The organism is Mycobacterium sp. 1081908.1 (assembly GCF_001673535.1).
Lineage (GTDB): Bacteria > Actinomycetota > Actinomycetes > Mycobacteriales > Mycobacteriaceae > Mycobacterium.
In genome coordinates this window covers 1-25851 of the sequence record NZ_LZLY01000132.1, presented here as the reverse complement: position 1 = coordinate 25851, position 25851 = coordinate 1, and the positions used below count along the sequence as shown (strand labels likewise).

The window sequence follows — 25851 nt, the reverse complement described above, 5'->3', positions numbered from 1 at the left end:
GGTGGTCTTGCCGGTCCCGGGCGGTCCGGCGAAGACGAGGTGGTGGGTGCGCTGCGCCACCGTGAGGCCGCGCTGCTGCACGAGGCCGAACGCCAGCTCGCCGAATTCATCGGGCTCGACGAGGTGAAAAACCAGGTGTCCCGCCTGAAGAGCTCGGTTGCCATGGAGCTGGTGCGCAAGCAGCGCGGCCTCACGGTGGCGCAGCGCACCCACCACCTCGTCTTCGCCGGACCGCCCGGGACCGGCAAGACCACCATCGCCCGCGTCGTCGCCAAGATCTATTGCGGCCTTGGGCTTTTGAAGCGGGAAAACATCCGCGAGGTGCACCGCGCCGATCTCATCGGTCAGCACATCGGCGAGACCGAGGCCAAGACCAACGCGATCATCGACAGCGCGCTGGACGGGGTGCTGTTCCTCGACGAGGCCTACGCCCTGGTGGCCACCGGCGCCAAGAACGACTTCGGGCTGGTGGCCATCGACACCCTGCTGGCCCGCATGGAAAACGACCGCGACCGGCTGGTGGTCATCATCGCCGGCTACCGGGCCGATCTGGACAAGTTCCTCGACACCAACGAGGGTCTGCGGTCCCGGTTCACCCGCAACATCGACTTCCCCTCCTACACGCCCGCGGAGCTGGCGGAGATCGCGCACAAGATGGCCGAGCAGCGCGACAGCGTCTTCGAGCCCGCCGCGCTCGAGCACATGGAGGCCCTGTTCTCGAGGCTGGCCAGCGAGTCGACCCCGGACTCCAACGGAATCTCGCGGCGCAGCCTCGACATCGCCGGCAACGGCCGGTTCGTTCGCAACATCGTCGAACGCTCCGAGGAAGAACGAGAATTCCGGCTCGACCACTCGGAACACGCCGGAACCGGGGAATTCAGTGACGAGGAGCTGATGACGATCACCGACCAGGACGTCGAGAAGTCGGTGGAGCCGCTGCTGCGCGGCCTCGGGCTGTCGGTGCCGGCATGACGACCAATAACCATGCGCCGGAAGGGGACCGGCGTTCGTTCTCCTCCCGGACCCCGGTCAACGACAACCCCGACCGGGTCGAATACCGCCGCGGCTTCGTCACGCGCCACCAGGTGACCGGCTGGCGCTTCGTGATGCGCCGGATCGCCTCCGGCATCGCCCTGCACGACACCAGGATGCTGGTCGAGCCGCTGCGGACCCAGTCGCGCGCGGTGCTGATGGGCGCGCTCATCCTGATCACCGGGCTGGCGGGCTGCTTCGTGTTCTCGCTGATCCGGCCCAGCGGGTCCGCGGGCAACAACGCGGTGCTCGCCGACCGGTCGACCGCCGCGCTGTACGTGCGGGTCGGTGAGGATCTGCACCCGGTGCTCAACCTGACCTCGGCCCGGCTGATCGTGGGCAAGCCGGTCAACCCGACCACGGTGAAAAGCTCTGAGCTGGACCGCTTTCCGCGCGGCAACCTGATCGGCATTCCCGGCGCACCGGAGCGGATGGTGCAGAACGCCACGCACGACGCCGACTGGACGGTCTGCGATGCCGTCAGCGGAACCGCGCGCGGCGCCCACAGCACGGGTGTCACCGTGATCGCCGGCCCACCCGACGGCGCCGGCGCGCGCGCCGCGGCGATCCATGCCAATCAGGGGATCCTCGTCGACAACGGCAACACCACCTGGCTGCTGTGGGACGGCAAGCGCAGCCAGATCGACCTGGCCAACCACGCGGTGACGAACGCGCTGGGCCTGGGCGTCGGAAATTCCGAGGTGCCCGCGCCGCGGCCGATCGCCCAAGGGCTGTTCAACGCCATCCCCGAGTCGCCCGCGCTGGCGGCGCCGTCGATCCCGAATGCGGGTGGCCCCGCGGGCTTTTCGGTGCCCGGCCCGATCGGAGCGGTCGTCGTCTCCTACGGCCTGGAGCAGAACTCGCCCGGCACCCTGCACTACTACGCGGTGTTGCCCGATGGACTGCAACCGATTTCGCCGGTGCTGGCCGCGATCCTGCGCAACTCCAATTCCTACGGCCTGGACCAACCGCCGCGGCTCGGCGCCGACGACGTGGCCAGGCTGCCGGTGTCGCGGATGCTCGACACCAGCCGCTATCCCGACCAGCAGGTCGCCCTCATCGACGCGGCCAAGGATCCCGTCACGTGCGCGCACTGGAGCAAGCCGGCCGGGGCGGCGACCAGCTCGCTGAGCCTGCTCGCCGGCTCGGTGCTGCCGGTGTCCGAGGGAATACGCACGGTCGACCTGGTCGGCGGTGGCGCCCAGGGCATCGCGACCCGCGTCGCCCTGGCGCCGGGCACCGGCTACTTCACGCAGACGGTGGGCGGCGGATCGGCGGCGCCGGCCGCCGGCTCGTTGTTCTGGGTCTCCGACACCGGGGTGCGCTACGGCATCGACACCGAAACAGGCGACGGCTCGGCCCGCTCGAAAACCGTTGAGGCCCTTGGCCTGAACCCACCCGGCGTCCCGGTGCCGTGGTCGGTGTTGTCGCTGTTCGCGCCGGGTCCGACGCTGTCGCGCGCCGACGCGCTGCTGGCCCACGACGGCCTGGCGCCCGACGCCAAGCCCGGGCACCCGGTTTCGGCGGAGGGGGAGGGCCGATGAGCCGACTGATCTTCGAGGCGCGCCGGCGGCTGGCCCCGCCGACCACCCGCAAGGGCACCATCGCCATCGAGGCGCCACCGGAGCTGCCCCGGGTGATCCCGCCGTCGTTCCTGCGCCGGGCGATGCCCTATGTGCTGGTGATCCTGATCGTGGGCATGGTGGTGGCGCTGGTCGCCACCGGGATGCGGGTGATCTCCCCGCAGACGCTGTTCTTCCCGTTCGTGTTGCTGCTGGCGGCGACCGCGCTCTATCGCGGCAACGACAACAAGACGCGCACCGAGGAGGTCGACGCCGAACGGGCCGACTACCTGCGGTACCTGTCGGTGGTCCGGGACAACATCCGGACGCAGGCCGCCCAGCAGCGGGCGGCCGCGGAGTGGTCCCACCCGGACCCGGCCGGGCTCGCGGCGGTGCCCGGATCGCGTCGCCAGTGGGAGCGTGACCCGCACGACCCAGACTTTCTGGTGCTGCGGGCCGGCCGGCACCAGGTGCCGCTGGACACCGCGCTGCGGGTCAACGACACCGCCGACGAGATCGACCTGGAACCGGTGTCGCACAGCGCATTACGCAGCCTGCTGGACACCCAGCGCACCGTGCGCGACGTGCCGACCGGGATCGACCTGACCAAGGTCTCGCGGATCACCGTCGTCGGTGAGTCGTCGGACGTGCGGGCGGCGTTGCGCGCCTGGATCGCTCAGGCGGTGACGTGGCACGACCCGACCGTGCTGGGCGTCGCGCTGGCCGCGCGCGACCTGGAGGGCCCGGACTGGTCGTGGCTGAAGTGGTTGCCGCACGTCGACATTCCCGGCGAGCTCGACGGTGTCGGCCCGGCCCGCTTCCTGTCGACGGACGCCGACGAACTCGTCGCGACGCTGGGCCCGGCGCTCGCCGACCGGCCCGCGTTCACGGGCGAGCCCGCGGATGCGCTGCGGCACTTGCTGATCGTCGTCGACGACCCCGACTACGACCTGAACGCCTCGGCGCTGGCGCCGGGCCGGGCGGGCGTCACCGTCGTGCACTGTTCGGCCGCGCCCCCGCACCGCGAACAGTATTCGGATCCCGAAAAGCCGATCCTGCGCGTCGCGGGCGGCGTGATCGAGCGCTGGCAGACCGGCGGCTGGCAACCGTACATCGACAGCGCGGACCAGCTCGGCGCCGCCGAGGCCGCGCACCTGGCCCGTCAGCTGTCGCGGTGGGACTCCAACCCGACCCACGCCGGGTTGCGCTCCGCCGCCACCCGCGGCGCGACCTTCACCACGCTGCTGGGCATCCCGGACGCGTCGCAACTGGACGTGCCGACCATGTGGGCGCCGCGTTGCCGCGACGACGAGTTGCGCGTTCCGATCGGCGTCACCGCGACCGGCGAACCGCTGATGTTCGACCTGAAGGACGAGGCCGAGGGCGGCATGGGCCCGCACGGCCTGATGATCGGTATGACCGGCTCCGGGAAGTCGCAGACCCTGATGTCGATCCTGTTGTCGCTGTTGACAACCCACTCGGCCGACCGGTTGATCGTCATCTACGCCGACTTCAAGGGCGAGGCCGGCGCCGACAGCTTCCGCAACTTCCCGCAGGTCGTCGCGGTGATCTCGAACATGGCCGAGAAGAAGTCGCTGGCCGACCGGTTCGCCGACACGCTGCGCGGCGAGGTGGCGCGGCGCGAGACGCTGCTGCGCGAGGCGGGCCGCCGCGTGCAGGGCAGCGCGTTCAACTCGGTGACCGAGTACGAGAACGCCATCGCGGCCGGGCATGACTTGCCGCCGCTCCCAACGCTGTTCGTGGTCGCCGACGAGTTCACCCTGATGCTGGCCGACCACCCGGAGTACGCCGAGCTGTTCGACTACGTGGCCCGCAAGGGCCGCTCGTTCCGCATCCACATCCTGTTCGCGTCCCAGACGCTGGACGTGGGCAAGATCAAGGACATCGACAAGAACACCTCCTACCGCATCGGGTTGAAGGTGGCCAGTCCCAGCGTGTCCCGGCAAATCATCGGTGTCGAGGACGCCTATCACATCGAGTCCGGCAAGGAGCACAAGGGCGTGGGCTTCCTGGTGCCCGCCCCCGGCGCGACGCCGATCAAGTTCCGCAGCACCTACGTCGACGGCATCTACGAACCGCCGCAGAAGGCTAAAACCCTTGTGGTGCAGTCGAATCCGGAGCCAAAGCTGTTCCCGGCCGGGATGGTGGAGCCCGATCACGGCACGGTGATATCCACCGGCGAGGACGAGGAAGCCGCTGGGCCGCCGCGCAAGCTGATCGCGACCATCGGCGAGCAGCTGGCCGGCTACGGGCCGCGGGCGCCGCAGCTGTGGCTGCCGCCGCTGGACGAGCCGATACCCCTCACCGCGGTGCTGGCCCGCGCCGGGGTGCCGCACGGGCAGTGGCGCTGGCCGCTCGGCGAGATCGACAAGCCGTTCGAGATGCGGCGCGACCCACTGGTGTTCGACGCCGCGTCCTCGGCGGGCAACATGGTGATCCACGGCGGGCCCAAGTCCGGGAAATCGACCGCGCTGCAGACCTTCATCCTGTCGGCGGCCAACCTGCACTCGCCGCGCGAGGTCACCTTCTACTGCCTGGACTACGGCGGCGGGCAGCTGCGGGCGCTGGACGGCCTGGCGCACGTCGGCAGCGTCGCGTCGGCACTGGAACCCGAACGCATCCGGCGCACCTTCGGCGAGCTGGAGCAGCTGCTGCTGGCCCGCCAGCAGCGCGAGGCGTTCCGGGAGAAGCACGGGTCCGCGCCCGACGACGGTTACGGCGAGGTGTTCCTGGTCATCGACAACCTCTACGCGTTCGGCCGCGACAACACCGACCAGTTCAACACCCGTAATCCCTTGCTGGCCAAGGTGACCGAACTGGTCAACGTCGGCCTCGCCTACGGCATCCACGTGGTGATCACCACGCCGAGCTGGCTGGAGGTGCCGCTGGCGATGCGCGACGGGCTGGGCCTGCGGCTCGAGCTCAAGCTGCACGACGCGCGGGACAGCAACGTGCGGCTGGTCGGCGCGCTGCGCCGCCCGGCCGAGGCCGTCCCGCACGACCAGCCGGGCCGCGGATTGACCATGGCCGCCGAGCATTTCCTGTTCGCGGCCCCCGAACTGGACCAGATCGGCGCGATCAACGCCCGCTACCCCGGCGTCTCCGCGCCGCCGGTTCGGTTGCTGCCCACCAGTCTCGCGCCCGACGCGCTGGGGCCGCTCTACCGCGGGGCGGAGAAGGTGGTCATCGGCCAGCGCGAAGAGGACCTCGCCCCGGTCGTCCTCGACTTCGCCGAGAACCCGCTGCTGATGGTGTTCGGCGACAGCAAGTCCGGCAAGACCACGTTGCTGCGTCACGTCATCCGCACCATCCGCGAGCACTCCACCGCCGAGCAGGTGGCGTTCACGGTGCTGGACCGGCGGCTGCACCTGGTCGACGAGCCGTTGTTCCCCGACAACGAATACACGGCCAACATCGACCGGGTCGCCCCAGCGATGCTGGGTCTGGCCAACATCATCGAGTCGCGCCGGCCGCCGGCCGGCCTGTCACCCGAGGAGCTGTCCCGCTGGACCTACCGGGGCCACACCCATTACCTGATCATCGACGACGTCGACCAGATACCGGACGCGCCGGCGATGAGCGGCCCCTACATCGGGCAGCGGCCGTGGACCCCGCTGATCGCGCAGCTTTCGCAGGCCGGCGATCTGGGGTTGCGGGTGATCGTCACGGCGCGCGCCACCGGCTCGGCCCACGGCCTGATGACCAGCCCATTGCTGCGCCGCTTCAACGACCTGCAGGCGACCACGCTGATGCTGTCCGGCAACCCGCAAGACAGCGGCAAGATCCGCGGGCAGCGGTTCGGCCGGATGCCCGCCGGCCGCGGGGTTCTGCTGGGCGACAGCGACATTCCGACGTATCTGCAATTGGTCAACCCGCTCGTCGGGGAGGCCGCCATGTTTGGTGAAACGCAACAGAAGGGGAGTTAGTCATGACGTTGCGAGTGGTTCCCGAGGGTCTGGCCGCGACCAGCGCGGCCGTGGAGGCGCTGACGGCGCGGCTGGCGGCCGCGCACGCGGCGGCGGCCCCGGCGATTACCGCGGTGGTGCCGCCGGCGGCGGACCCCGTGTCGCTGCAGACGGCCGCGGGCTTCAGCGCCCAGGGGCAGGAGCACGCCGCGATCGCCGCCCAGGGCGTCGAAGAGCTGGGCCGCGCCGGCGTGGGCGTGGGTGAGTCGGGCGCAAGCTATCTCGCCGGTGACGCCGCGGCGGCCGCGACCTATGGGGTGGCGGGCAGCTAGAAGATGACGGCGCCCGTTTGGATGGCTTCGCCGCCGGAAGTGCATTCGGCGTTGCTGAGCACCGGTCCGGGACCGGGGTCGCTGCTGGCGGCCGCCGGTGCCTGGTCGGCGCTCAGCGCCGAATACGCCTCGGCGGCGGCCGAACTCAGCGGGCTCCTGGGAGCGGTGCAGGCGGGCGCGTGGCAGGGGCCCAGCGCCGAGCAGTACGTGGCGGCACACGCCCCGTACCTGGCGTGGCTGCAGCAGGCCAGCGCCGACAGCGCGGGCGTGGCGGCCCAGCACGAGGTCGCCGCCGCGGCCTACACCAGCGCCCTGGCGGCGATGCCCACCCTGGTGGAGCTGGCCGCCAACCACGTCATCCACGGGGTGCTGGTGGCGACGAATTTCTTTGGCATCAACACGATTCCGATCGCGCTGAACGAGGCCGACTACGTACGGATGTGGGTGCAGGCCGCCACCACGATGGGCGCCTATCAGGCCGCCTCGGGCGGGGCGCTGGCCTCGGCGCCGCGTACGACGGCGGCGCCCGACATCGTCAATCAGAACGGCGCCGCCACGCCGGCCGCCCAGTCGGCTGCGTCGGTCAACCCGTCCGACCTGCTGTCCCAGCTGCTGTCGCAGTACACCAATTTCTACGGAAACATGTTCCAGGAGCTGGCCACGTTCTTCCAGGACCCCATCGGGAACTCGGTGAAGATCATCCAGGCGTTCATGACGAATCCGTCTGAGGCGCTGGTGCTTTACGGTCCGCTGTTGTTCGCGATCGCCTACCAGGTCTTCTCCTGGGTCGGTGCGAGCATCACCTACCCGTCGCTGCTGCTCAGTCCCTTCCTCGGGCTCATCCTCCCGGTGGCCCTGCAACCGGCGCTGGCGCTCGCGGCCGCGGCGGCTCCCGCGCTGGCGGCTCCCGCGGCGGCGGGGCTCGCCGCGACCGCCGTGCCGGTTTCCGCGGTGTGGCCCGTCGCCGGCGTGGCCCCGACGACGGTCGCGACTCCCGCGGGCGCGCCCGCGTCCGCGGCCCCAGCATCCGCCGCGCCCGCCGCGCCCGCCCCGGCGGCAACCGCCGGAACCTTCGCCTACATGGTCGGTTTCGGCGGCGGACCGGGAAGTGAGTCCGGGCCGACGCTGGGCCCCCACGGGCGGGTCAAAGCGCCGGCGGCCACCATCCCGGCGGCCGGCGCGGCAGCGCCGATCCGCGCCGAGGCACGTGCGCGGCGGCGCCGGCGAGCGGCGATGCGCGAATACGGCGACGAATTCCTCGACATGGATTCCGACATCGGCGTCCCTCCCGAGTACGAGCTCGCCTCGGCGGTGGCGTCGGGCAGCGGCGCCGGGCCGCTGGGATTCGCGGGGACCGCGCACAAAGAGGCCGCCGTGGCGGCGGCCGGGTTGACCAAGCTGGCCGGCGACGAGTTCGGCGGCGGCCCACGGGTGCCGATGGTGCCCGGCACCTGGGACCAGCAGGACCCGGGTGAGGCGGGGAGAGGGGGAGACGACGGTTCGTAACGTGGCAGTGAGAAACCGAAATCCGAAGAGACCGAAGGGAAACAACCAATCATGAGCATGTTGGACGCTCACATTCCGCAGTTGGTGGCCGCGCAGTCGGCGTTCTCCGCCAAGGCGGCGCTGATGCGCAGCACGATCAGCCAGGCCGAGCAGGAGGCGATGTCGGCACAGGCGTTCCACCAGGGCGAGTCCTCGGCGGCGTTCCAGGCCGCGCACGCCCGCTTCGTGGAGGCCGCGGCCCGGGTCAACACCCTGCTGGACATCGCCCAGGCCAACCTCGGCGACGCCGCGGGCACCTACGTGGCCGCCGACGCCGCCGCCGCCTCCGGCTACACCTCGATCTGATCGAAGATCTGACCCGAGCTACCACCGCGAAAGGACTTGTGATGTCACAGATCATGTACAACTACCCGGCGATGCTGAGCCACGCCGCGGACATGTCCGGCTACGCCGGCACCCTGCAGGGCCTGGGCGCCGACATCGCCAGCGAGCAGGCGACGCTGTCCAACGCCTGGCAGGGCGACACCGGGATGACCTACCAGGTGTGGCAGGCCCAGTGGAACCAGGCCATGGAATCGCTGGTGCGCGCCTACCAGGCGATGGCCAGCACCCACGAGGCCAACACCACGGCGATGCTCGCCCGCGACCAGGCCGAAGCCGCCAAATGGGGCGGTTAACCCACCGCTAAATGAACACAGCACCCAACGCCGTCGAGCTGACGGTCGACCACGCGTGGTTCATCGCGGAAACCATTGGGGCGGGCACCTTCCCGTGGGTTTTGGCGATCACCACGCCCTATCGCGACGCCGCGCAGCGCGCCGAGTTCTTCGAGCGGCAGCGTGCCGAGCTGACCCGGATGGGCCTGGTGACGCCGGACGGGCTCGTCAACCCGGCGGTCGCCGGCTGGATCAAGGCCGTCTGCTTCCCGGACCGGTGGCTCGACCTGCGCTACGTGGGGCCGGCCAAGGCCGCCGGGACCGATGAGTTGCTGCGCGGCGTCGTGGCGCAACGCACCGGCGCCACGGCCAAGACGGTCGTCGCGTTGCGCAGCGCGCAGCTGGTCACCTTCACCGCGATGGACATCGACGACGCGCGGGGGCTGGTCCCGGTCCTTGGCGCCGGGCTGGCCCAGCGGCCGCCGGCACGCTTCGACGAGTTCAGCATGCCGATGCGCGTCGGCGCCCGGGCCGACGAGCGGCTGCGGTCCGGCGCATCGCTGTCGGAAGTCGTTGAATACCTGGGGATTCCGGCGTCGGCGCGGCCGGTGGTGGAGGCGGTCTTCTCCGGGCCGCGCAGCTACGTCGAGGTCGTCGCCGGATGCCGCCGGGACGGGCAACACGCCACCACCGAGGTCGGCATGAGCATCGTCGACACCGACGCGGGCCGCGTGCTGGTCAGCCCCTCCCGAGCCTTCGACGGCGAGTGGGTCTCGACGTTCGCCCCGGGCACCCCCTTCGCGATCGCCGTCGCGATCGAACACCTGACCGCGCTGCTGCCGGAGGGCCAGTGGTTCCCCGGCCGGCGGCTGTCCCGAGATTTCTCCGACCATCACCAAACAGCAACCAGATAGAGAAGAGAGAACCATGTGCCCATGGCCGCAGCGTCCTGCGCAGCCCGTTATCAAGGCCGCCAAGTGACGTCCGGCGCCGTCATGCCGATCGTCCGCGTCGCCATCCTGGCGGAGAGCAGGCTGACGGAGATGGCCCTGCCCACCGAGTTGCCGCTGCGCGAAATCCTGCCCGCGGTCAAGCGTTTGGCGGTTCCGGCCGCCTCCAACGGTGACGCGGACGACGGCCTGGACACCGCCGCGGCGGCCCACCTGAGCCTGGCACCGATCGGCGGGGCACCGTTCAGCCTCGACGCCAGCCTGGACACCGTCGGGGTGGTGGACGGTGACCTGCTGGCGCTCCAGCCGGTGCCCGCCGGCCCCGCCGCGCCGGGCATCGTCGAGGACATCGCCGACGCCGCGATGATCTTCTCGACGTCCCGGCTGAAGCCCTGGGGCACAACGCATATCCAGCGGGGTGCGCTGGCCGCGGCGATCGCCATCGCCTTCCTGGCGACCGGCCTGGGCGTCACCTACCGGGTGGCCACCGGCGCGCTGTCCGGGCTGGTCGCGGTCGCCGTGGTCGCGGCGCTCACCGCGGTGGCGGGCCTTTTGGTCACGGCGCGTTCCGCGCGCACCGGGATGGCGCTGTCGGTCGCGGCCCTGGTGCCCATCGGCGCCGTGCTGGCGCTGGCGGTGCCCGGCCGGTTCGGGCCGTCGCAACTGATGCTGGCCGCGGCCGGCGTCACCGCGTGGTCGCTGATCGCCCTGATGGTCCCCGGCCCGGAGCGCGAGCGAATCGTCGGTTTCTTCACCGCCACCGCGGTGGTGGGGGCCGCCGTCCTGCTGGCCGCCGGCGCCGAATCGCTCTGGCATCTCTCGATATTGGCCATCGGCTGCGGGCTGATCGTGGCGGCCCTGCTGGTCACCATCGAGGCCGCTCCGTTGTCCGCCCTGTGGGCGCGATTCCCGCTGCCGGTCATTCCGGCGCCCGGCGATCCCACTCCGTCGGCGCCGTCGTCGCGCGTGCTCGAGGACCTGCCGCGGCGGGTGCGCATCGGTGACGCGCATCAAAGCGGATTCATCGCCGCCGCGGTGTTGCTCAGCGTCCTGGGTTCGGTGGCCATCGCGCTTCGTCCGGAGTCGTTGGGGGGCTTGGGGTGGTACGTGGTCGGTGCGACCGCGGCCACGTCCGTGCTGCGGGCCCGGGTCTGGGATTCGGCCGCGTGCAAGGCCTGGCTGCTCGCCCAGCCTTACCTGGCCGCCGGTGTGCTGTTGGTGCTCTACGCGGCGACCGGGCGTTACGCCGCCGCGCTGGGGGCGTCGCTGGTGCTGGTTGCGCTCGCGGCGGCATGGGTGGTGGTGGCGCTGAACCCGCGCATCGCCTCGCCGGAGAGCTATTCGCTGCCGCTGCGCCGACTGCTCGGTTTCGTCGCGGCCGGGCTCGACGCGTCGCTGATCCCCGTCCTGGCTTACCTGGTCGGCCTGTTCGCGTGGGTCCTCAATCGATGATCCGTTCCGGATTAGCTTGCGTCACGGCCGCTTTGGCGGCCGTGATGTGGGCCTGCCCGCCGGCGTTCGCGATCGATCAGCCGACGGTCGACCCGGGCGTGCCACCGCCCAACGGGGCCCCGGGGCCCGGGCAGGCGATGGAGCAGCGCGGCCCCTGCAGCGCCTCCGGTGTCATTCCCGGCAGCGATCCGGCGGTGACGACACCTACCCAGGCGATGCTGAATCTGCCTGCGGCATGGCGGTTTTCCCGCGGCGAAGGCCAACTGGTGGCGGTCATCGACACCGGGGTGCGGCCCGGCCCGCGGCTGCCCAACGTCGATCCCGGCGGCGACTACGTCGAGACCACCGACGGCCTGACCGACTGCGACGGGCACGGCACGCTGGTCGCCGGAATCATCGCCGGCCAGCCCGGTGACGACGGGTTCTCCGGCGTGGCGCCCGCGGCGCGGGTGCTCTCGATCAGGATGACGTCCGCGAAGTTCTCGCCGCGCACGCCGGGCGGCGATCCGCTGCTGGCGCGGGCGTCGCTCGACGTCGCGACCCTGGCGCGGGCCGTCGTGCACGCGGCCGACCTCGGCGCCCGGGTGATCAACATCTCCGCGATCACCTGCCTGCCCGCCGACCGCCCCGTCGACCAGGCCGCGCTGGGCGCGGCGATCCGGTACGCGGCGGTCGACAAGGACGCGGTGATCGTGGCCGCCGCGGGCAACACCGGGGCGACCGGATCGGTCGGCGGCGGGACGTCTTGCGAATCCAACCCGCTCTCCGACCTCGGCCGCCCGGGCGACCCCCGCAACTGGGCCGGCGTCAAGTCCGTCTCCGTCCCGTCGTGGTGGCAGCCCTATGTGCTCTCGACCGGGTCGCTGACACCCGAGGGGCAGCCGTCGAAATTCACCATGGCCGGCCCGTGGGTGGGCATCGCGGCGCCCGGCGAAAACATCGTGTCGGTGAGCAACCGCGACGGCGGCGGCCTGGCCAACGGCCTGCCCGACGACCACCAGCAGCTGGTGGCGCTGAGCGGCACCAGCTACGCGGCGGGCTACGTGTCGGGCGTCGCGGCGCTGGTGCGCAGCAAGTATCCGCAACTCAACGCCACTCAGGTGGTGCGGCGCATCACCGCGACCGCGCACAACGGCGCCCGGGCGCCCTCCAACGTCGTCGGCGCCGGCAGCGTGGACCCGGTGGCGGCGCTGACGTGGGAGCTGCCGGCCGGCAACCCACCCGGTGCGCCGGCGGCGAAGCCGGTTGCCGCTCCGCCCGTACCCGCGCCGGAGGACACCACCCCGCGGACCGTCGCGTTCGTCGGTACCGCCGTGCTGGCCTTGGTTGTCGCGGCCGCCGCCGCGATCGCCGCGGTCACCCGCAAGAAGGAGAGCACCCCGTGAGCCGTTCGATACCGATCCCTGGCGCCGGCCGGATCACGCTGGCGCTGCTGGCCGTGGTGCCCGCGGTGCTGGCGTACCCGTGGCGATCGCCGCGCGACTACTGGGTACTCGGCATCGCCGCCGTCGTCGTGATCGTGCTGTTCGGCTGGTGGCGCGGGTTGCACTTCACCACGATCCTGCGCCGCCGCCTGGCGATCATGCGCCGTGGCGGTGGGTTCGTCCCCGAATCCGATTCCGCCACAACGGCGACCGCGCTGCTGCGACTCGGTCCGCCCGTCGGCGACTCGGACGTGTTTCCGCTGCCGCTGCTCGCGCGGTACCTGGACCGCTACGGCATCCGGGCCGACAAGGTCCGGATCACCAACCGCGGCAACGCGTCCGACACGCTCGAGACCTGGATCGCGATCACGATCTCGGCGGCCGACAACCTCGCGGCGCTGCGGGCGCGGTCGTCGCGGATCCCGCTGCACGAGACGGTCCAGGTGGCCGCCCGGCGGCTGGCCGAGCACCTCCGCGAGATCGGTTGGGAAGCCGGCGTCGTCGCGCCCGACGACGCCCCGCGGCTGCTGGCCACGAACACGCGCGAGACCTGGCGCGGAGTCCAGCGCGGCGCCTCGGATTACCTTGCGGCATACCAGGTCCGCGTCGATAACGGGTTACCCGAGACGCTGGAGGCGATCCGGACGCACCCGGCGCGCGAGACCTGGACGGCGCTGGAGATCGCCGGCGATGCCAGCCACCGTACCGTCGCGGTCGCGTGCGCGTTTCTGACGGACACGCCCCCGGCGGCCGCGGCCCCGCTGGCCGGGCTCATCCCGCAACGCGGGGATCATCTCCCGGCGCTGACGGCATTGGAGCTGGCATCGACGCGGCGGCTTGACGGGCACACCGAGGAGCCGGCCGGCCTGCTGGCCGAACTGGTCTGCCCCACCCCGGAGGGCGGCACCCATCGAGCGGATTTCGCCGCCCGCTAGAACATGACCCCGCGCAGGAACTGGGTCATCCGGCGCAGGTAATCCAGCTGGCTCACGTGCAGGACGTGGCTGCCGGGAAACCAGTGCAGCGCACAGTGATTCCAGTGCTCCCACAGCTTGACGGCCTGATCCGGCGGGGCCATCCGGTCGCCGAGGCCGGTGATGATCATCCGGCGCTCCTTGGCGATCAGCGGCCGGTAGTTCAGCGGCGAGTGGTATGACAGCCCGGCGATCAGCTCGTCGCGGCTGATCTTCGACATCCGCAGCCCCAGGCCCATCAGCTTGTTGGCCGGGAACCACTCGTCGAACATGGTCGACGGCGTCACCACGGGGCAGTTGGGGATCACCGCCTCGAGCCGATCGTCCACCGAAGCCACCAGTGCGGAGGTGTAGCCGCCGAGCGAGATGCCGGTCAGCGCGATGCGTTCGACGCCGGTGTGCCGCAGGTAGTCGATGATGGACCGAAAGTCGTGCACGGCCTGGGCCATCGCCTCGGCGAAACCGCACAGACCGCCGGCGAAATAGCCGAAACCGCTGAACGGCGAATACCTTTCGGCCCGTGGGCCGTGGAACGGCAGGGTGTACATCAGGACGTCGTAGCCCGAGCGGTAATACCACGGCAGCGTGAAGAACCGCCCGTTGGCCAGGTACGACGAGCCCATGAAGCCATGGATGACACACAGCGTGGGGTGGGGTCCGTCGGCGTGGCGCCAGTGCTGCGCGTGCACGATGTTGTTCGGCCCCAACGCGCTCCACCGGGTGCGCATGTCCGGGTTGATCGCCCGGAAGCTGCTGGGGAACGAGATGTTCTCGACCGTGCCGTGCGCGATCCACTCCGCGAGCCGGTTGGCCGGCCGCGACGAGACCCGGGGCGGCTCGGTGGGCGCCGGAAACGACTTCCCCGGATCACGCTCGGCGCCGAGCTCGGCGTAGAAGCGCAGGCTGTCGCGTTCGCTGCCGGAGCGCACGGAGCTGGCCAGCACCGCCGGCGTGACGGTGGTCGTCAGGACCGACGCGACCGCGGTGCGCAGCGCGAGATCAGAGATCGCGGCCGCCTCGACGACCATTCGCTGACGGGGCGACAGGGCGGACCGCGGTGGCAATCCCGCGGCGCCGGCGGGCACGTCGGCGCCCGGAACATCCGGTACGGGAACCGGGGGACTGACCGGATCCGGGTCGGTCGGTGTCACAACCGCGATGCTATCGCCCACTCGGTCGGTGCCGGGGCGGCATGCGGTAATACGGTTTACCTATCAGCTCGAGCCGTGATGGTGTTGATCAGGAGGACCGACATGTGGGATCCCGACGTCTACCTGGCCTTTGCTGACCATCGCAGCCGACCGTTCTACGACCTGCTGTCGCGCGTGGGCGCCAAGCAGGCGCGCCGGGTGGTCGACCTCGGCTGTGGCCCCGGTCACCTGACGAAGTACCTGGCGCGGCGCTGGCCCGACGCGGCGATCGAGGCGATGGACAGCTCGCCGGAGATGGTCGCCGCGGCCAAGGAACGCGGGATCGACGCCGTCGTCGGCGACCTGCGGGACTGGAAGCCCAAGCCCGACACCGACGTGGTGGTCTGCAACGCGGCCTTGCACTGGGTGCCCGAGCACACCGACCTGCTGGTGCGGTGGGCCGGAGAGCTGGCGCCGGGATCGTGGATCGGCGTCCAGATCCCGGGCAACTTCGAAACCCCCTCGCACGCCACGGTGCGGGCGCTGGCCCGCCGGGAGCCCTACGCAAAACTCATGCGCGACATACCGTTTCGCGTCGGGGCGGTGGTTCAGCCGCCGATGACCTACACCAATCTGCTACTGGACGCGGGATGCCGGGTCGACGTCTGGGAGAGCACCTACCTGCACCAGCTGACCGGTGAGAACCCGGTGCTGGAATGGATCACCGGAACGGCGCTGGTCCCGGTGCGCGAGAGGCTCGACGACGAGGGCTGGGAGCAGTTCCGCCAGGAGCTCATCCCGCTGCTGGACGACGCGTACCCGCCCAGGGCCGACGGCACGACGATCTTCCCGTTCCGCCGGGTGTTCATCGTCGCCGAGGTCGGCGGCGCGTAGCCCCGAACTACTCCTCGATGCCGCGGTCGACGGCGATCGCCGACCGGCTGGTGGGCTTCATGTGGTGGATCTGCAGGTAGGTCTCGGTGTAGCGCACCGCGATGCGGGCGCCGGCGAACTCGGACGGTATGACGTCGCCGGTGCGCTGGCGCCAATCATCCAGGCGCACGGCCAGATCCGCGGCGACGGCCTCGACGTCCGGGTCGTCACCGGTCAGCAGGTTGTTCGTCTCGGTGGGATCGGTTCGCAGGTCGTACAGCTCGCGCTCGGGACGGGGGCCGGCGATGAACGGCTCGATGGCGTGTCCTGATGGGCTGTCCTGGATGTCCAACGGCAGGTCGAGCAGCGGGCGGGCGGCGTAGTTCTCGATGTAGAGGTATTCCTTGGTGCGGATGGCGCGGATGGGGTCGAACGAGTCGTGATAGGTCTTCATCGAGTAGACCTGCTCGCGGACCGGTTCGGCCTGCGGATCCGGCGCGAGCAGCGCGCCGGCGTGTGACACACCCTCGACGTCGGCCGGCACGCGCAGGCCCAGAAGGTCCAGCAGCGTCGGCACGAAATCGACGCCGCTGAACAGCTCGTCGTAGACGCGCGGCGCCGCGGCTCGGCTCGTCGGGGGTCGCACGATCATGCCGATGCCGGTCCCCGCGTCGTACAGCGTGGATTTCGCGCGCGGGAACGCGGCGCCGTGATCGGTGAAGAACACCACCCAGGTGTTCGCGTCCAGGCCCGTTTCGGCCAGCGTGTCCAGCAGCCGGCCCACCGCGGCGTCGGCGGCGGCGATCGCGCCGTAGAACTCGGCGAGGTCACCGCGCACCTCGGGGGTGTCGGGCAGGTAGTCGGGGGTGTCGACGTCCGCCGTTTCGGCCGGCTCGTAGCGGTCCCGCGGATAGGGCCGGTGGGTTTCGAAGAACCCGGCCGTCAGCAGGAACGGTTGGCCCGCGAGGTTTTCGGCGCTGTCCTGCAGCCACTCCTGGGCCCGGTCCACCACGTAGTCGCAGTAGGAGTTGGACACGTCGAACTCGTCGAAGCCGAGGCGTTTCGGGTAGGACGTCTCGTGTTGCATGCCGAAAAGCGCCGAGTACCAACCGGACTCGGACAATATCTGCGGGAGGGTCCGCACGCCGCTGCGGTATTCCCAGCCGTGGTGGGCCAGGCCGACCAGCCCGTTGCTTTGCGGGTAGCGGCCGGTGAACAGCGACCCGCGCGACGGCGAGCACAGCGGCGCCGTGGCGTGGGCCCGGGTGAACAGGATGCCCTCGGCGGCGAGCCGGTCCAGCCGCGGGCTGGACACATCCGGGTGGCCGTAGGCGCCGAGATACCGCCCCAGGTCGTGCCAGTGCACGATCAGCACGTTGTCTTTGCGCGTCATTGCCTCACCTCGACCGGCGACGATACCGCAGGCCTACGTTGCCGTCGGGCGTTATGCGCGGCGCGATTCCCAGCGGTTCTCGGAGACGAATTCCGGCAGCGGGCGCCCGTAGGCCCACCCGTCGAGCTCCAGCGCCGGCCGGTCCGGAAACTCGGGCACCGGGCCCAGACACAGGATGGCGACCGGCTCGGCGCCCTCGGGCATCGCCAGGAGGTCCGCCAGCCGTCGCGGATCGAACAGGGAAACCCACCCCACGCCAAGGCCTTCGGCGCGCGCGGCCAACCACAGGTTCTGGATCGCGCAGGACACGGATGCGAGATCCATCTGCGGCAGCGTCCGACGGCCGAACACGTGCCTGTCGCGGTCGTCGCCCAGCGCCACGACGAAGAGTTCGGCGCACTCGAGGATGCCCTCGACCTTCAGCGCCAGGAACTCCTCGGACCGCTCTCCCAGGGCCGCGGCGGTCAGCGGCCGTTCCTCGTCGACGAGGGCGTGGATGCGCCGCCGCAGCGCGTCGTCGGTGATCCGGATGAACCGCCACGGCTGCATCAGCCCGACGCTGGGCGCGGCGTGCGCGGCCTGCAGCAATCGCCCCAGCACCTCCTCGCTCACCACGCCGCCCGGTGAGAACCGGCGCATGTCGCGGCGCTCGGCGATCACCCGATACACGGCGCGCCGCTCCTCGGGGCTGAACGCCTGATCGGTCACGCCAGCCATCGTAGGGAAAACCGCGTTAGCGTAGTGCTCCATGAAGTTTTCCGACCTGCTGGACCAGCTGCCCGCCGACGGCCGCGTTTACGGCCAGCCGTACGAGACCGGCGACGGGGCCACCGTGATCCCGGTTGCCAAGCCGCTCGGCGTGTTCGTCGTGCACCGGGGCGAGGCGTCCTGGGTGCCGGCCGTGGATCAGAACCGCATCGCGCTGATCGGCGTGCTCACCGGCCTGCTGGCGGCGGTGATCGCCAGCCTGGCCGTGCTGCGGCAGCCGCCCTGGCCGAAGATGACGTTCACGGACTATAGGTAACGCCGACCGCGCGGAAGACGTACTCCGGCGGCATGTCGAAGGCCAGCGACCGGCGCGGCAGGCGCGCGAGCACGTCGTCCCCGAGGGCCGCCTTGTAGTGCAGCGACAGCTGGCCGCTGAACTTCGGGTCGACCTCGGCGACGTCCACGTCGACCTGCACCCCGGTCGCCGAGATCTCGACCTTGGCCGCGCCGGCCTGCGGCGCGTCCCAGCGCGCGTCGACGGTCGGCCCCGCCAGCTTGGGCAGCATGGACAGCGTGGCCAGCACCCGCTCGGAGGTGAAGGCCAGCGAGCCGACGTAGCTGGCCACGCTGTGCGGCAGCCGCACGCCCGGGATGATGCCGCTGAACCGGCGGGTGACCGCGACGTAGTCGGCGAGGTAGACGAGGCCCTCCGCCTCGACCTGAGCGTGCAGATCGGCGGGTAACTTGCCGATGCCGAACAACCTGCGGACGAAGACCGCCATGACGCAAGTATGACCGCCCTGGTATCGGTTGGGTGATGACCCGCCCCCGCACCGCCCCGGCCGCCTGGATCGCGGCGGCGGCCGTCGCCCTCTACGCGGTCCTGTGGGTGGGCTACTGCCAGCAGTGGAGTTGGCTGCACCGAGTCGACTGGTCATTGATCGGCGCGGCGCACGACATCGCGGTCAAACACCCGCTGTGGGTGCGGTTTTGGGACGTCGTGTCGTTCGCGCTGGGCCCGGTTCCGTTGCGGCTGTTGGGGTTTGCGGCCGCGGTCGCGGCGCTGGTGCGGCGCGAGGCGCGGGCGGCGCTGGTGCTGCTGGCCTGCGCGCCGCTGAGCGGTCTGGTGACGACGGCGGCCAAGGCCGCGGTGAACCGCCCGCGCCCGTCGACCATGCTGGTGGCGGCGTCGTCGTCGTCGTTTCCGTCGGGGCACGCGCTCGAGGCGACCTCGGCGTTGCTGGCCCTGCTGGCCTTCGTGCTGCCGATGCTCGGCCGCGCGCTTGGCCGCGCCGCGATCGCGCTGACGGCGCTGAGCCTGCTGCTGGTCGGGATCGCCAGGGTCGCGCTGAACGTGCATTACCCGTCCGACGTGCTGGCCGGCTGGTCGCTGGGATACCTCTATTTCCTGCTGTGCCTGTTGGTGTTTCGGCCTAGTAACGCCGCAGTGACCTAACCGGGTCTAAAGCTTTACTTGACCCCGGCGTTCGCGTGGCCGGACGATTGATTCCATGCGCCGACTGCTCGCTTCGCTGTGCGCTGCGGCGTGCCTGATGGTCGCGGCGCTGGTGCTGGCGCCGGTGAGCGGCGCGGCCACGCCCTGGTTCGCAAACTCCGTCGGCAACGCCACGCAGGTGGTTTCGGTGGTCAGCACCGGCGGGTCGAACGCGAAAATGGATATCTACCAACGCACCACCGGCGGCTGGCAAGCGCTGGTGACCGGCATCCCCACCCACGTCGGGTCCGCGGGCATGGCGCCGCAGGCCCGCAGCGGGGTCCCGGCCACCCCGATGGGCGTGTACACCCTCGACTCCGCCTTCGGCACGGCGCCCAATCCCGGTGGGGGGCTGCCGTATACGCAAGTGGGAGCGAACCATTGGTGGAGCGGGGACGACCACAGCCCGACCTTCAACAGCATGCAGGTCTGCCAGAAGGCGCAGTGCCCGTTCAATACGGCCGACAGCGAGAACCTGCAGATCCCGCAGTACAAGCACGCGGTCGTGATGGGTGTCAACAAGAACAAGACGCCGGGCGGCGGGGCCGCGTTCTTCTTCCACACCACCGACGGCGCGCCAACCGAGGGGTGCGTGGCGATCGACGACGCCACGCTGGTGCAGATCATCCGCTGGCTGAAGCCCGGCGCGGTGATCGCGATTACTAAGTAGCCAGCGCGCGGCCCGGCTTGATCTTGAAGTCCAGGCCCTCCAACGACATTGTCGCGTCGTAGGTCCGGTCGTAGCCGGTTCCGCTGATCTTCCAGCCGCCGTCGGTGCGCCGGTAGGTGTCGCGGTAGAAGGCCGCGCCGATCAGCATGAAGTTGAGGTCGGCGACGATGACCCGATCCTGCAGATACCAGCTGCCCGTTGCGGTGTCGCCGTCCACGGTGATGTCCGGGTGGGTCACCCGGTGCTCGGTGAGCACGTTGCCGGGCAGCGACGTCCGCATGTATTCGACGAGGTCGGCGCGGTTGGTGAAGTGCAGCTCGTTGCCGATCGACGGGCCGTAGTCGGCCGTGATGTCCTCGGCCAACGTTTCGGCGAAGTCGTCCCAGTGCTTGGTGTCCAGCGCGCGCAGGTAGCGGTATTTCACCTGCTTGATGGCTTCGATGTCGGCGAACTCTTGAGGGGTCATCCCGACATTGCAGCACACGGGCATCGAGAAGGCTGACGTCGCCCAGACTTAAGCCAGTGCGGCCCGCCGCGGCGTGTCGTGTGCGTGGTGTAAGTGTCGCGGAGCCCCGGCGGAGCCCGGCGCGGGCATCATTGCAGCACGCGAGTGGCCATCTCGATCAGGGCGCGCCGTTCCAGGCTCCAATCGATGGCGGTCCCGGTGATCATCTGCGCCAGCACCACACCCCGCAGGGCGGCCCAAATGACCTCGGCCACACCGGCATTGGCCGGGTCGTCGGTGATCAGCCGACCGAGCTGGCCGATCGCGGCGTTCATCTCCATCAGGTGGCGCCGCGAGGACCCGCCGCGGGTCGCCCGCAGGATCTCGAAGGCGGCCATCGACGTCGGGCTGCTGTAACAGCTCCACGCGGTGTCGACGACGACCTCGATGCGCTCGCGCAGGGGAAGCTCGCTGACGTCGGCCGAGGACAGGCTGTCGACCAGCCTGGCCACGCCGTCGTCGACGACGGCCATCAGCAGGCCGTTGCGGTCCCCGAAGTGATACTGGATGACTCCCCACGTCACGCCGGCACGTTCGGCCACGTGCTTGGCGGTGGCGGCGGCGAACCCTTCCTCCATGATGCAGCGCACGGTCTCGTCGATGATCCGCGTGCGCGTGTCATCGCCGCGCTTGCGCGGCGCGCTGGTGCGGCGGGTAGGGGCGATCGACCTGGAAGAAGGCATTGTTGACTTTATAACATAGTCAAGTCTATTTTTGGGCGGTGAGCCGATCCCGATACGCGCGGTTGTCCCGCCAGCAGCTGTCCGTCCTGGTTCCCGAACTGCTCTTGATCGGGCACATGATCGACCGCTCGGGAATGGCGTGGTGCATCACGGAGTTCGGGCGCGAGCAGATGGTGCAAATCGCCATCGAGGAGTGGGCCGGCGCGAGCCCGATCTACACCAGGCGCATGCAGCGGGCGCTCAACTACGAGGGCGACGACGTGCCCACCATCTTCAAGGGCCTGCAGCTCGACATCGGCGCGCCGCCGCAATTCATGGACTTCCGCTACACCATTCACGACCGTTGGCACGGCGAGTTCCAGCTGGACCACTGCGGCGCGCTGCTCGACGTGGAGCCGATGGGCGACGAGTACGTCTTCGGGATGTGCCACACCATCGAGGACCCGACGTTCGACGCCACCGCGGTGGCGACCAACCCGCGCGCGCAGATGCGCCCCATCCACCGGCCGCCGCGGGTGCCGGCGGACCGGCACCCGCACTGCGCGTGGACCGTCGTCATCGACGAGTCCTACCCCGAAGCGCAGAGCATCCCGGCGCTGGACATCGTCCGCCAAACCCACGCCGCCACTTGGGAATTGGATCCCATCGACGGCGCCGACGAGGGCCAGGCGGATTACTCCGGTCCGTTGCTGTCCGATTTCGACTTCGCCGCGTTCTCGCATTCGGCGCTGGTGCGCATGGCCGACGAGGTGTGCCTGCAGATGCACCTGCTGTACCTGTCGTTCGCCGTCGCGGTCCGGGCGCGCGCGGCCGACGATGCCCAGGCCGTCGACGTGGGCACCCGCGGCCTGACCGGCCTGGCCGGGCTGGCGTCGGAGCGCATCCACCGCGCACTGCGATTGCCCGGCGGGATCGAGGGAACGCGCGAAGTGCTCGAGCTGCACCCGCTGCTCAACCCCGCCGGCTACGTCGTCGCGGAAACGGCACAGAACCGGCTGACGGTGCACCGGTCGCCGGCCCACGACGACGGCGCCTGGATATCGCTGTGCTCATCGGAATCCGTGCAGCCGCTGGAGGCGATCGCCACCGCGGTCGATCCGCGCCTCGAGGTACGGGTCAGCGGCACGAAGACCGACTGGACCGCCGAGCTGATCGAAACCGAAACCGCGGCAAAGGAACTGCCCGAGGTGCAGGTGGCGAAGGTCAGCCGCGGATCGACGTTCCAGTTCGAGCCGAGGCGTTCGCTGCCGCTCACTGTGATCTGAGCACCCGCGTTCTGTCAAGGGAGCGGTCGATACCGTTTCGGTGACGACACGGCATCGACCGGATACCAATGAGCTTGCGGCCGGGCTGAATACAGTCGGTGCGCGGCTATGGTTGACGCTGGCCACCGACCCTATAGACGAAAGCTCTCGCTCTATGTACGACCCAGTGGGGTTGTCGATCGGGACCGCGAACCTCGTCGCTGCGCGCGACGGAAGTTCGCCGGTTGCGCGCCGCGCGGTGCTGACGCTTTATCCGCACTGCGCGCCGAAAATCGGCCTGCCCGAGGAGAACCCGCCTCTGTTCGAGCCCGGCGTGCTCATGCGGGGCTTCGTGGAGCGCGTCGGCGACTCGGTCGCGCTGGTGTCACCCGACGGGTCCGCTCACGACCCGGACCTCCTCATGGTGGAGGCGCTGGACGCGATGGTGGCGGCCGCCGGCGCCGACTCCGGCGCGTCGGAGATCTCCATCGCCGTCCCGGCGTATTGGAAACCCGGCACGGTGCAGGCGCTGCGCAACGGTCTGCGAACGCATTTGGGCTTCGTCCGAAGCGGCATGGCGCCCCGCCTGGTTTCCGACGCGATCGCGGCGCTGACGGCGGCGAACGCGGAGCTGTGCCTCGCGGCGACGGGTGTGGTCGGCCTGCTCGATTTCGGTGGGGGCGGCACCTCGGCCACCCTGATCAGCCTCGCGGGCGACTTCGAACTCCTCACACCGACAATGCGTTACGCGGCCTTTTCCGGCGAGGAGATCGACCAGGCGTTGTTGCTCAAGGTTTTCGAGGAACTCGGGCACGGTAGCGGCATGGACCCGGCCAGCACCGCGGCGGTCGGCCAGCTCGGCCTGCTCCGGGAGCAGTGCCGCGCGGCCAAGGAGCGGCTGTCCACCGAAACGGTGGCCGAATTCTCGGCCGAGCTCGGCGGTCGCCGGTGCACCATGAAGCTGACGCGCGACGAGCTGGGCGACCTGATCCAGGACCGGCTGTCCGGCTTCATCTACGCGTTCGACGAGATGCTGGCCCGGCACAAGAGGTGCTGGGCCGACCTGTCGGCGGTCGTCATGGTCGGCGGTGGCGCCAGCATTCCCCTTGTCAAGGAACGCCTTTCGGTGCACGGCCGGCGGCCCGTGGTGAGCCCGCTGGAGCCGGCGCACGCCGCCGCCCTGGGCGCCTTGCAGATCGCCTCGCGCGGCGAGCAGCTGGACCTCCGGACGCACACGTCCATCGGCCTACTCACGGCCGCCGCGGGCGAAATCGTGGAGTTGCCGGCCGGCGACGTGCTGGTGATCGACGACGAGGCGCTCACGGACCGCGAATTGGCCTGGTCGCAAACCGAATACGGCCCCGACATCCGGGTGCCGTACAGCCCCACGGCCTTCGACGAAGACGGCGGGTCCGGCTGGTCGATGCGCCTCAACGTGATCGAGCCGCCGAAAGAGAGCTCGTGGCGGCGCCTGCGGCTGTCGCAGTTGGTCGTCGGGATGTGCGCCGTGGTGGCCATGACCTCGATCGGGGGCGTGGCCTACACGCTCTCGGGCATCGAAAATCACCAGGCGCCGCCCGCGCCCACCGTCGCGCCCCTGCCCGCGCCGCCCGTCAGCTCCCTGCCGCCCAGGCCCGTGCCCCCGCCGCCGACGCCCGTTCCGCCGCCGCCCAGCGCGGCTCCGGTACCCAGCCCGGAGCCGCCACCGCCGCCTCCGCCGTCGCCGCCCCCCGCACCGCCGGCGCCGGTGATCGTCACCACGGCGCCGCCGCCGATCGCCACGAGGCATCCCGCGCCGCCGGTCACGACGCAGCCGCCGGTCACGACGCAGCCGCCGGTCACGACGGCGATGACCACCACGCCGCCTCCTCCGCCGCCGCCGACGACGACACCGCCCGCCGCCCAGACGACGACGCCGACGACGACGGTGCCCATGACGACCCAGTGGATACACGTGCCGCTGCTGCCGGTGCCGATACCGGTTCCGGTGCCGGCGAGCCAGGCTCCCCAGGCGCCGGCGGCCCCGCAGTATCCGGGGAACTCGCAGAACCCGTTTTTGAGTCCGGGGTACTGAGCCCCGAGGCCTTCAACGCGGCCCGTGTGAACTTGCTCAATGATGGTCGGCGCGGCGCGCGCGCCCGGCCGCACGCGAGTAGCGTGGAATCACCCGGTTCGGGCGGGTTTACTCCTTGGTGCCCTCGTGGAGGGCGTTGACCAGGACCTTGGAGGCGCAAAGTGGACATCGTGCTCGGAGTCTCGATGGCTCCGGACACCGTCCGCCTGGTCCTCATTGAGGGCCAGGTTGCCGACGGTGTCACAGTCGAAGAAGACGAATTCGAGGTCGCCGGTTCGGGCGGCCCCGACCAGGTGGTCGCGGCCGTCGTCGGCACGCGCGAAGGCGCGGCGGAGGGCGGTTGCCAGCTGGTTTCGACCGGGGTGACATGGACCGACCCCGCCGACGTCGGGGCGCTGCGGGAGGCGCTCGCCTCCCACGGCGTCGGCAACGTCATGTTGGTCTCCCCGCTGCTCGCCGCCGCCGCATTGGCGCAGACGGTCGGCCAGGCGATCGGCTATGAACACATCGCGATGCTGTTCGTCGAGCGCGACAGCGCGACGCTGGCCGTCGTCGACGTCGCCGACGGTTCGGTCGTCGACCTGCACCGCCGGCGGCTTTCGGGCGCCGTCCAGCCCGAACTGGCCGCCATGGTGGGCGAGCTCGACTCGCGGGCCGGCGGCGTGTTCGTCGTCGGCAGCGGCGCGGGCCTCGGGACCGAGGTCGCCGCGATCAAAGCCGCCCTCGAGGCGGCGACCGCGCTGCCGGTGACGGTGCCTGAGGAGCCGGAGCTGGCGCTGGCCCGCGGCGCCGCCCTGGCGTCGGCGAACGCGCCGCTGTTCGCGTCGTCGACGGCCGCCCTGGCCTATTCCCTGGATCCGGGCACCGGTGAGGTGAATCCCGGAGCGCTCATCCCCACCTACCTCGACGTGTCCGGCAACGCGGAGCTCGGCGCGCTCGCCTACAGCGCCCTCGACGACGACCTGACCGCCGACGCGCGGCCGGCGCGGCGCCGCCGGCCATCCCTGCTGGTCAGCGCAGCGATGGCCGGTGCCGCGGCCGTCGCTGCGGGCCTCGTGGTGGTTTCGCTGGCGTCGGATGCCCATCCGACGTCGTCCCCGCACGCCGTGGCGCCGGCGAATCGGGTGCCGCCCCCGGAGGCGCAGGTGCCCGCGCCGAGCCCGCCCAGCCCCGCGCCGCCCGCGGTGGCCGCCGCGCCCGGCCGGCAGCGCGGTCGCCGCCTCGAGGGCGGCTTTGATCGCGGCGACCTCGGTCCCGAGGCC

23 protein-coding genes and 1 pseudogene are annotated in these 25851 nt (G+C 70.7%); 18 read left to right on the top strand and 6 right to left on the bottom strand.

The window, feature by feature from the left end; all coding sequences use genetic code 11:
* The 11 genes and pseudogenes from eccA to eccE all read left to right on the top strand — a co-directional run.
* Positions 1–972, top strand: a 972-nt coding sequence (eccA, locus tag A5655_RS21830; RefSeq protein ID WP_067013663.1) for a type VII secretion AAA-ATPase EccA, incomplete at its 5' end; no start/stop codon positions are given.
* Complete coding sequence (eccB, locus tag A5655_RS21825) at positions 969–2576, top strand: type VII secretion protein EccB (RefSeq protein ID WP_067013654.1); 1608 nt, start codon at positions 969–971, stop codon at positions 2574–2576. The genes eccA and eccB, both read left to right, overlap by 4 nt.
* The gene (eccCa, locus tag A5655_RS21820; RefSeq protein ID WP_067013652.1) at positions 2573–6541 is read left to right on the top strand and encodes a type VII secretion protein EccCa; all 3969 of its coding nucleotides are present in this window, start codon (positions 2573–2575) and stop codon (positions 6539–6541) included. The genes eccB and eccCa overlap by 4 nt, the downstream gene beginning before the upstream one ends.
* A 2-nt stretch (positions 6542–6543) precedes the next feature.
* Positions 6544–6852 carry a PE family protein gene (locus A5655_RS21815; RefSeq protein WP_067013650.1) on the top strand — a complete coding sequence of 103 codons (309 nt, stop codon included), beginning with the start codon at positions 6544–6546 and terminating at the stop codon, positions 6850–6852.
* 3 nt (positions 6853–6855) lie between these two features.
* On the top strand, positions 6856–8358 hold the full coding sequence (locus A5655_RS21810; RefSeq protein WP_067013647.1) for a PPE family protein: 1503 nt from the start codon (positions 6856–6858) through the stop codon (positions 8356–8358).
* A gap of 51 nt (positions 8359–8409) precedes the next feature.
* Positions 8410–8703, top strand: a complete 294-nt coding sequence (gene esxG, locus A5655_RS21805; protein WP_067013645.1) for a type VII secretion system protein EsxG — start codon at positions 8410–8412, stop codon at positions 8701–8703.
* Between the two features lie 41 nt (positions 8704–8744).
* Complete coding sequence (locus tag A5655_RS21800; RefSeq protein ID WP_067013661.1) at positions 8745–9035, top strand: WXG100 family type VII secretion target; 291 nt, start codon at positions 8745–8747, stop codon at positions 9033–9035.
* An 11-nt stretch (positions 9036–9046) separates the two neighbouring features.
* Positions 9047–9928: an ESX secretion-associated protein EspG gene (locus A5655_RS21795; RefSeq protein ID WP_067013643.1), complete on the top strand. Its 882-nt coding sequence runs from the start codon at positions 9047–9049 to the stop codon at positions 9926–9928.
* 81 nt (positions 9929–10009) lie between these two features.
* On the top strand, positions 10010–11416 hold the full coding sequence (gene eccD / locus A5655_RS21790; RefSeq protein ID WP_231999236.1) for a type VII secretion integral membrane protein EccD: 1407 nt from the start codon (positions 10010–10012) through the stop codon (positions 11414–11416).
* Positions 11413–12802 (top strand): annotated as a pseudogene (mycP, locus tag A5655_RS21785) (type VII secretion-associated serine protease mycosin); the annotation flags it as partial. The gene eccD and the pseudogene mycP, both read left to right, overlap by 4 nt.
* Entirely contained in the window at positions 12798–13775 is a 978-nt protein-coding gene (gene eccE, locus A5655_RS21780) for a type VII secretion protein EccE (protein ID WP_082978802.1), read from the top strand. The pseudogene mycP and the gene eccE, both read left to right, overlap by 5 nt.
* Here eccE and A5655_RS21775 read toward each other — a convergent pair.
* The gene (locus tag A5655_RS21775) at positions 13772–14965 is read right to left on the bottom strand and encodes a S9 family peptidase (protein ID WP_156764981.1); all 1194 of its coding nucleotides are present in this window, start codon (positions 14963–14965) and stop codon (positions 13772–13774) included. The genes eccE and A5655_RS21775 overlap by 4 nt on opposite strands.
* 102 nt (positions 14966–15067) lie before the next feature.
* On the opposite strand from A5655_RS21775, the gene A5655_RS21770 reads away from it, so the two are divergent.
* Complete coding sequence (locus A5655_RS21770; RefSeq protein WP_067013636.1) at positions 15068–15838, top strand: trans-aconitate 2-methyltransferase; 771 nt, start codon at positions 15068–15070, stop codon at positions 15836–15838.
* A 7-nt stretch (positions 15839–15845) separates the two neighbouring features.
* On the opposite strand, the gene A5655_RS21765 is transcribed toward A5655_RS21770, so the two are convergent.
* Positions 15846–17210: a sulfatase gene (locus A5655_RS21765; protein ID WP_067013634.1), complete on the bottom strand. Its 1365-nt coding sequence runs from the start codon at positions 17208–17210 to the stop codon at positions 15846–15848.
* 51 nt (positions 17211–17261) lie between these two features.
* A complete protein-coding gene (gene bluB / locus A5655_RS21760) occupies positions 17262–17927 on the bottom strand; it encodes a 5,6-dimethylbenzimidazole synthase (protein ID WP_067013656.1) in 666 nt (221 codons plus the stop codon).
* Between the two features lie 31 nt (positions 17928–17958).
* Between bluB and A5655_RS21755 the strand changes: the two genes are divergently transcribed.
* Positions 17959–18234 (top strand): hypothetical protein, encoded by a 276-nt coding sequence (locus tag A5655_RS21755; protein ID WP_067013632.1) that lies wholly within the window; start codon positions 17959–17961, stop codon positions 18232–18234.
* On the opposite strand, the gene A5655_RS21750 is transcribed toward A5655_RS21755, so the two are convergent.
* Complete coding sequence (locus A5655_RS21750) at positions 18218–18700, bottom strand: hypothetical protein (RefSeq protein WP_067013630.1); 483 nt, start codon at positions 18698–18700, stop codon at positions 18218–18220. The two genes, A5655_RS21755 and A5655_RS21750, sit on opposite strands and share 17 nt — an antisense overlap.
* A gap of 35 nt (positions 18701–18735) precedes the next feature.
* Here A5655_RS21750 and A5655_RS21745 point away from each other — a divergent pair, with 35 nt between their 5' ends.
* Both A5655_RS21745 and A5655_RS21740 read left to right on the top strand, forming a co-directional pair.
* A complete protein-coding gene (locus A5655_RS21745) occupies positions 18736–19374 on the top strand; it encodes a phosphatase PAP2 family protein (RefSeq protein WP_067013628.1) in 639 nt (212 codons plus the stop codon).
* A 55-nt stretch (positions 19375–19429) separates the two neighbouring features.
* Positions 19430–20083 carry a L,D-transpeptidase gene (locus A5655_RS21740; protein ID WP_067013626.1) on the top strand — a complete coding sequence of 218 codons (654 nt, stop codon included), beginning with the start codon at positions 19430–19432 and terminating at the stop codon, positions 20081–20083.
* Here the strand turns inward: A5655_RS21740 and A5655_RS21735 are convergent.
* Together A5655_RS21735 and A5655_RS21730 are read right to left on the bottom strand one after the other, a co-directional pair.
* The gene (locus tag A5655_RS21735) at positions 20076–20567 is read right to left on the bottom strand and encodes a nuclear transport factor 2 family protein (RefSeq protein ID WP_067013624.1); all 492 of its coding nucleotides are present in this window, start codon (positions 20565–20567) and stop codon (positions 20076–20078) included. The two genes, A5655_RS21740 and A5655_RS21735, sit on opposite strands and share 8 nt — an antisense overlap.
* Positions 20568–20677: 110 nt before the next feature.
* Positions 20678–21271 (bottom strand): TetR/AcrR family transcriptional regulator, encoded by a 594-nt coding sequence (locus A5655_RS21730; protein ID WP_067013622.1) that lies wholly within the window; start codon positions 21269–21271, stop codon positions 20678–20680.
* A gap of 38 nt (positions 21272–21309) precedes the next feature.
* Between A5655_RS21730 and A5655_RS21725 the strand changes: the two genes are divergently transcribed.
* From A5655_RS21725 to A5655_RS21715, 3 genes are all read left to right on the top strand, one after another.
* Complete coding sequence (locus tag A5655_RS21725) at positions 21310–22536, top strand: hypothetical protein (protein WP_067013620.1); 1227 nt, start codon at positions 21310–21312, stop codon at positions 22534–22536.
* Between the two features lie 154 nt (positions 22537–22690).
* Positions 22691–24589 (top strand): Hsp70 family protein, encoded by a 1899-nt coding sequence (locus A5655_RS21720; RefSeq protein WP_067013618.1) that lies wholly within the window; start codon positions 22691–22693, stop codon positions 24587–24589.
* A 161-nt stretch (positions 24590–24750) separates the two neighbouring features.
* Positions 24751–25851 (top strand): hypothetical protein (locus tag A5655_RS21715; protein WP_067013616.1); only part of this gene is annotated, 1101 nt, incomplete at its 3' end.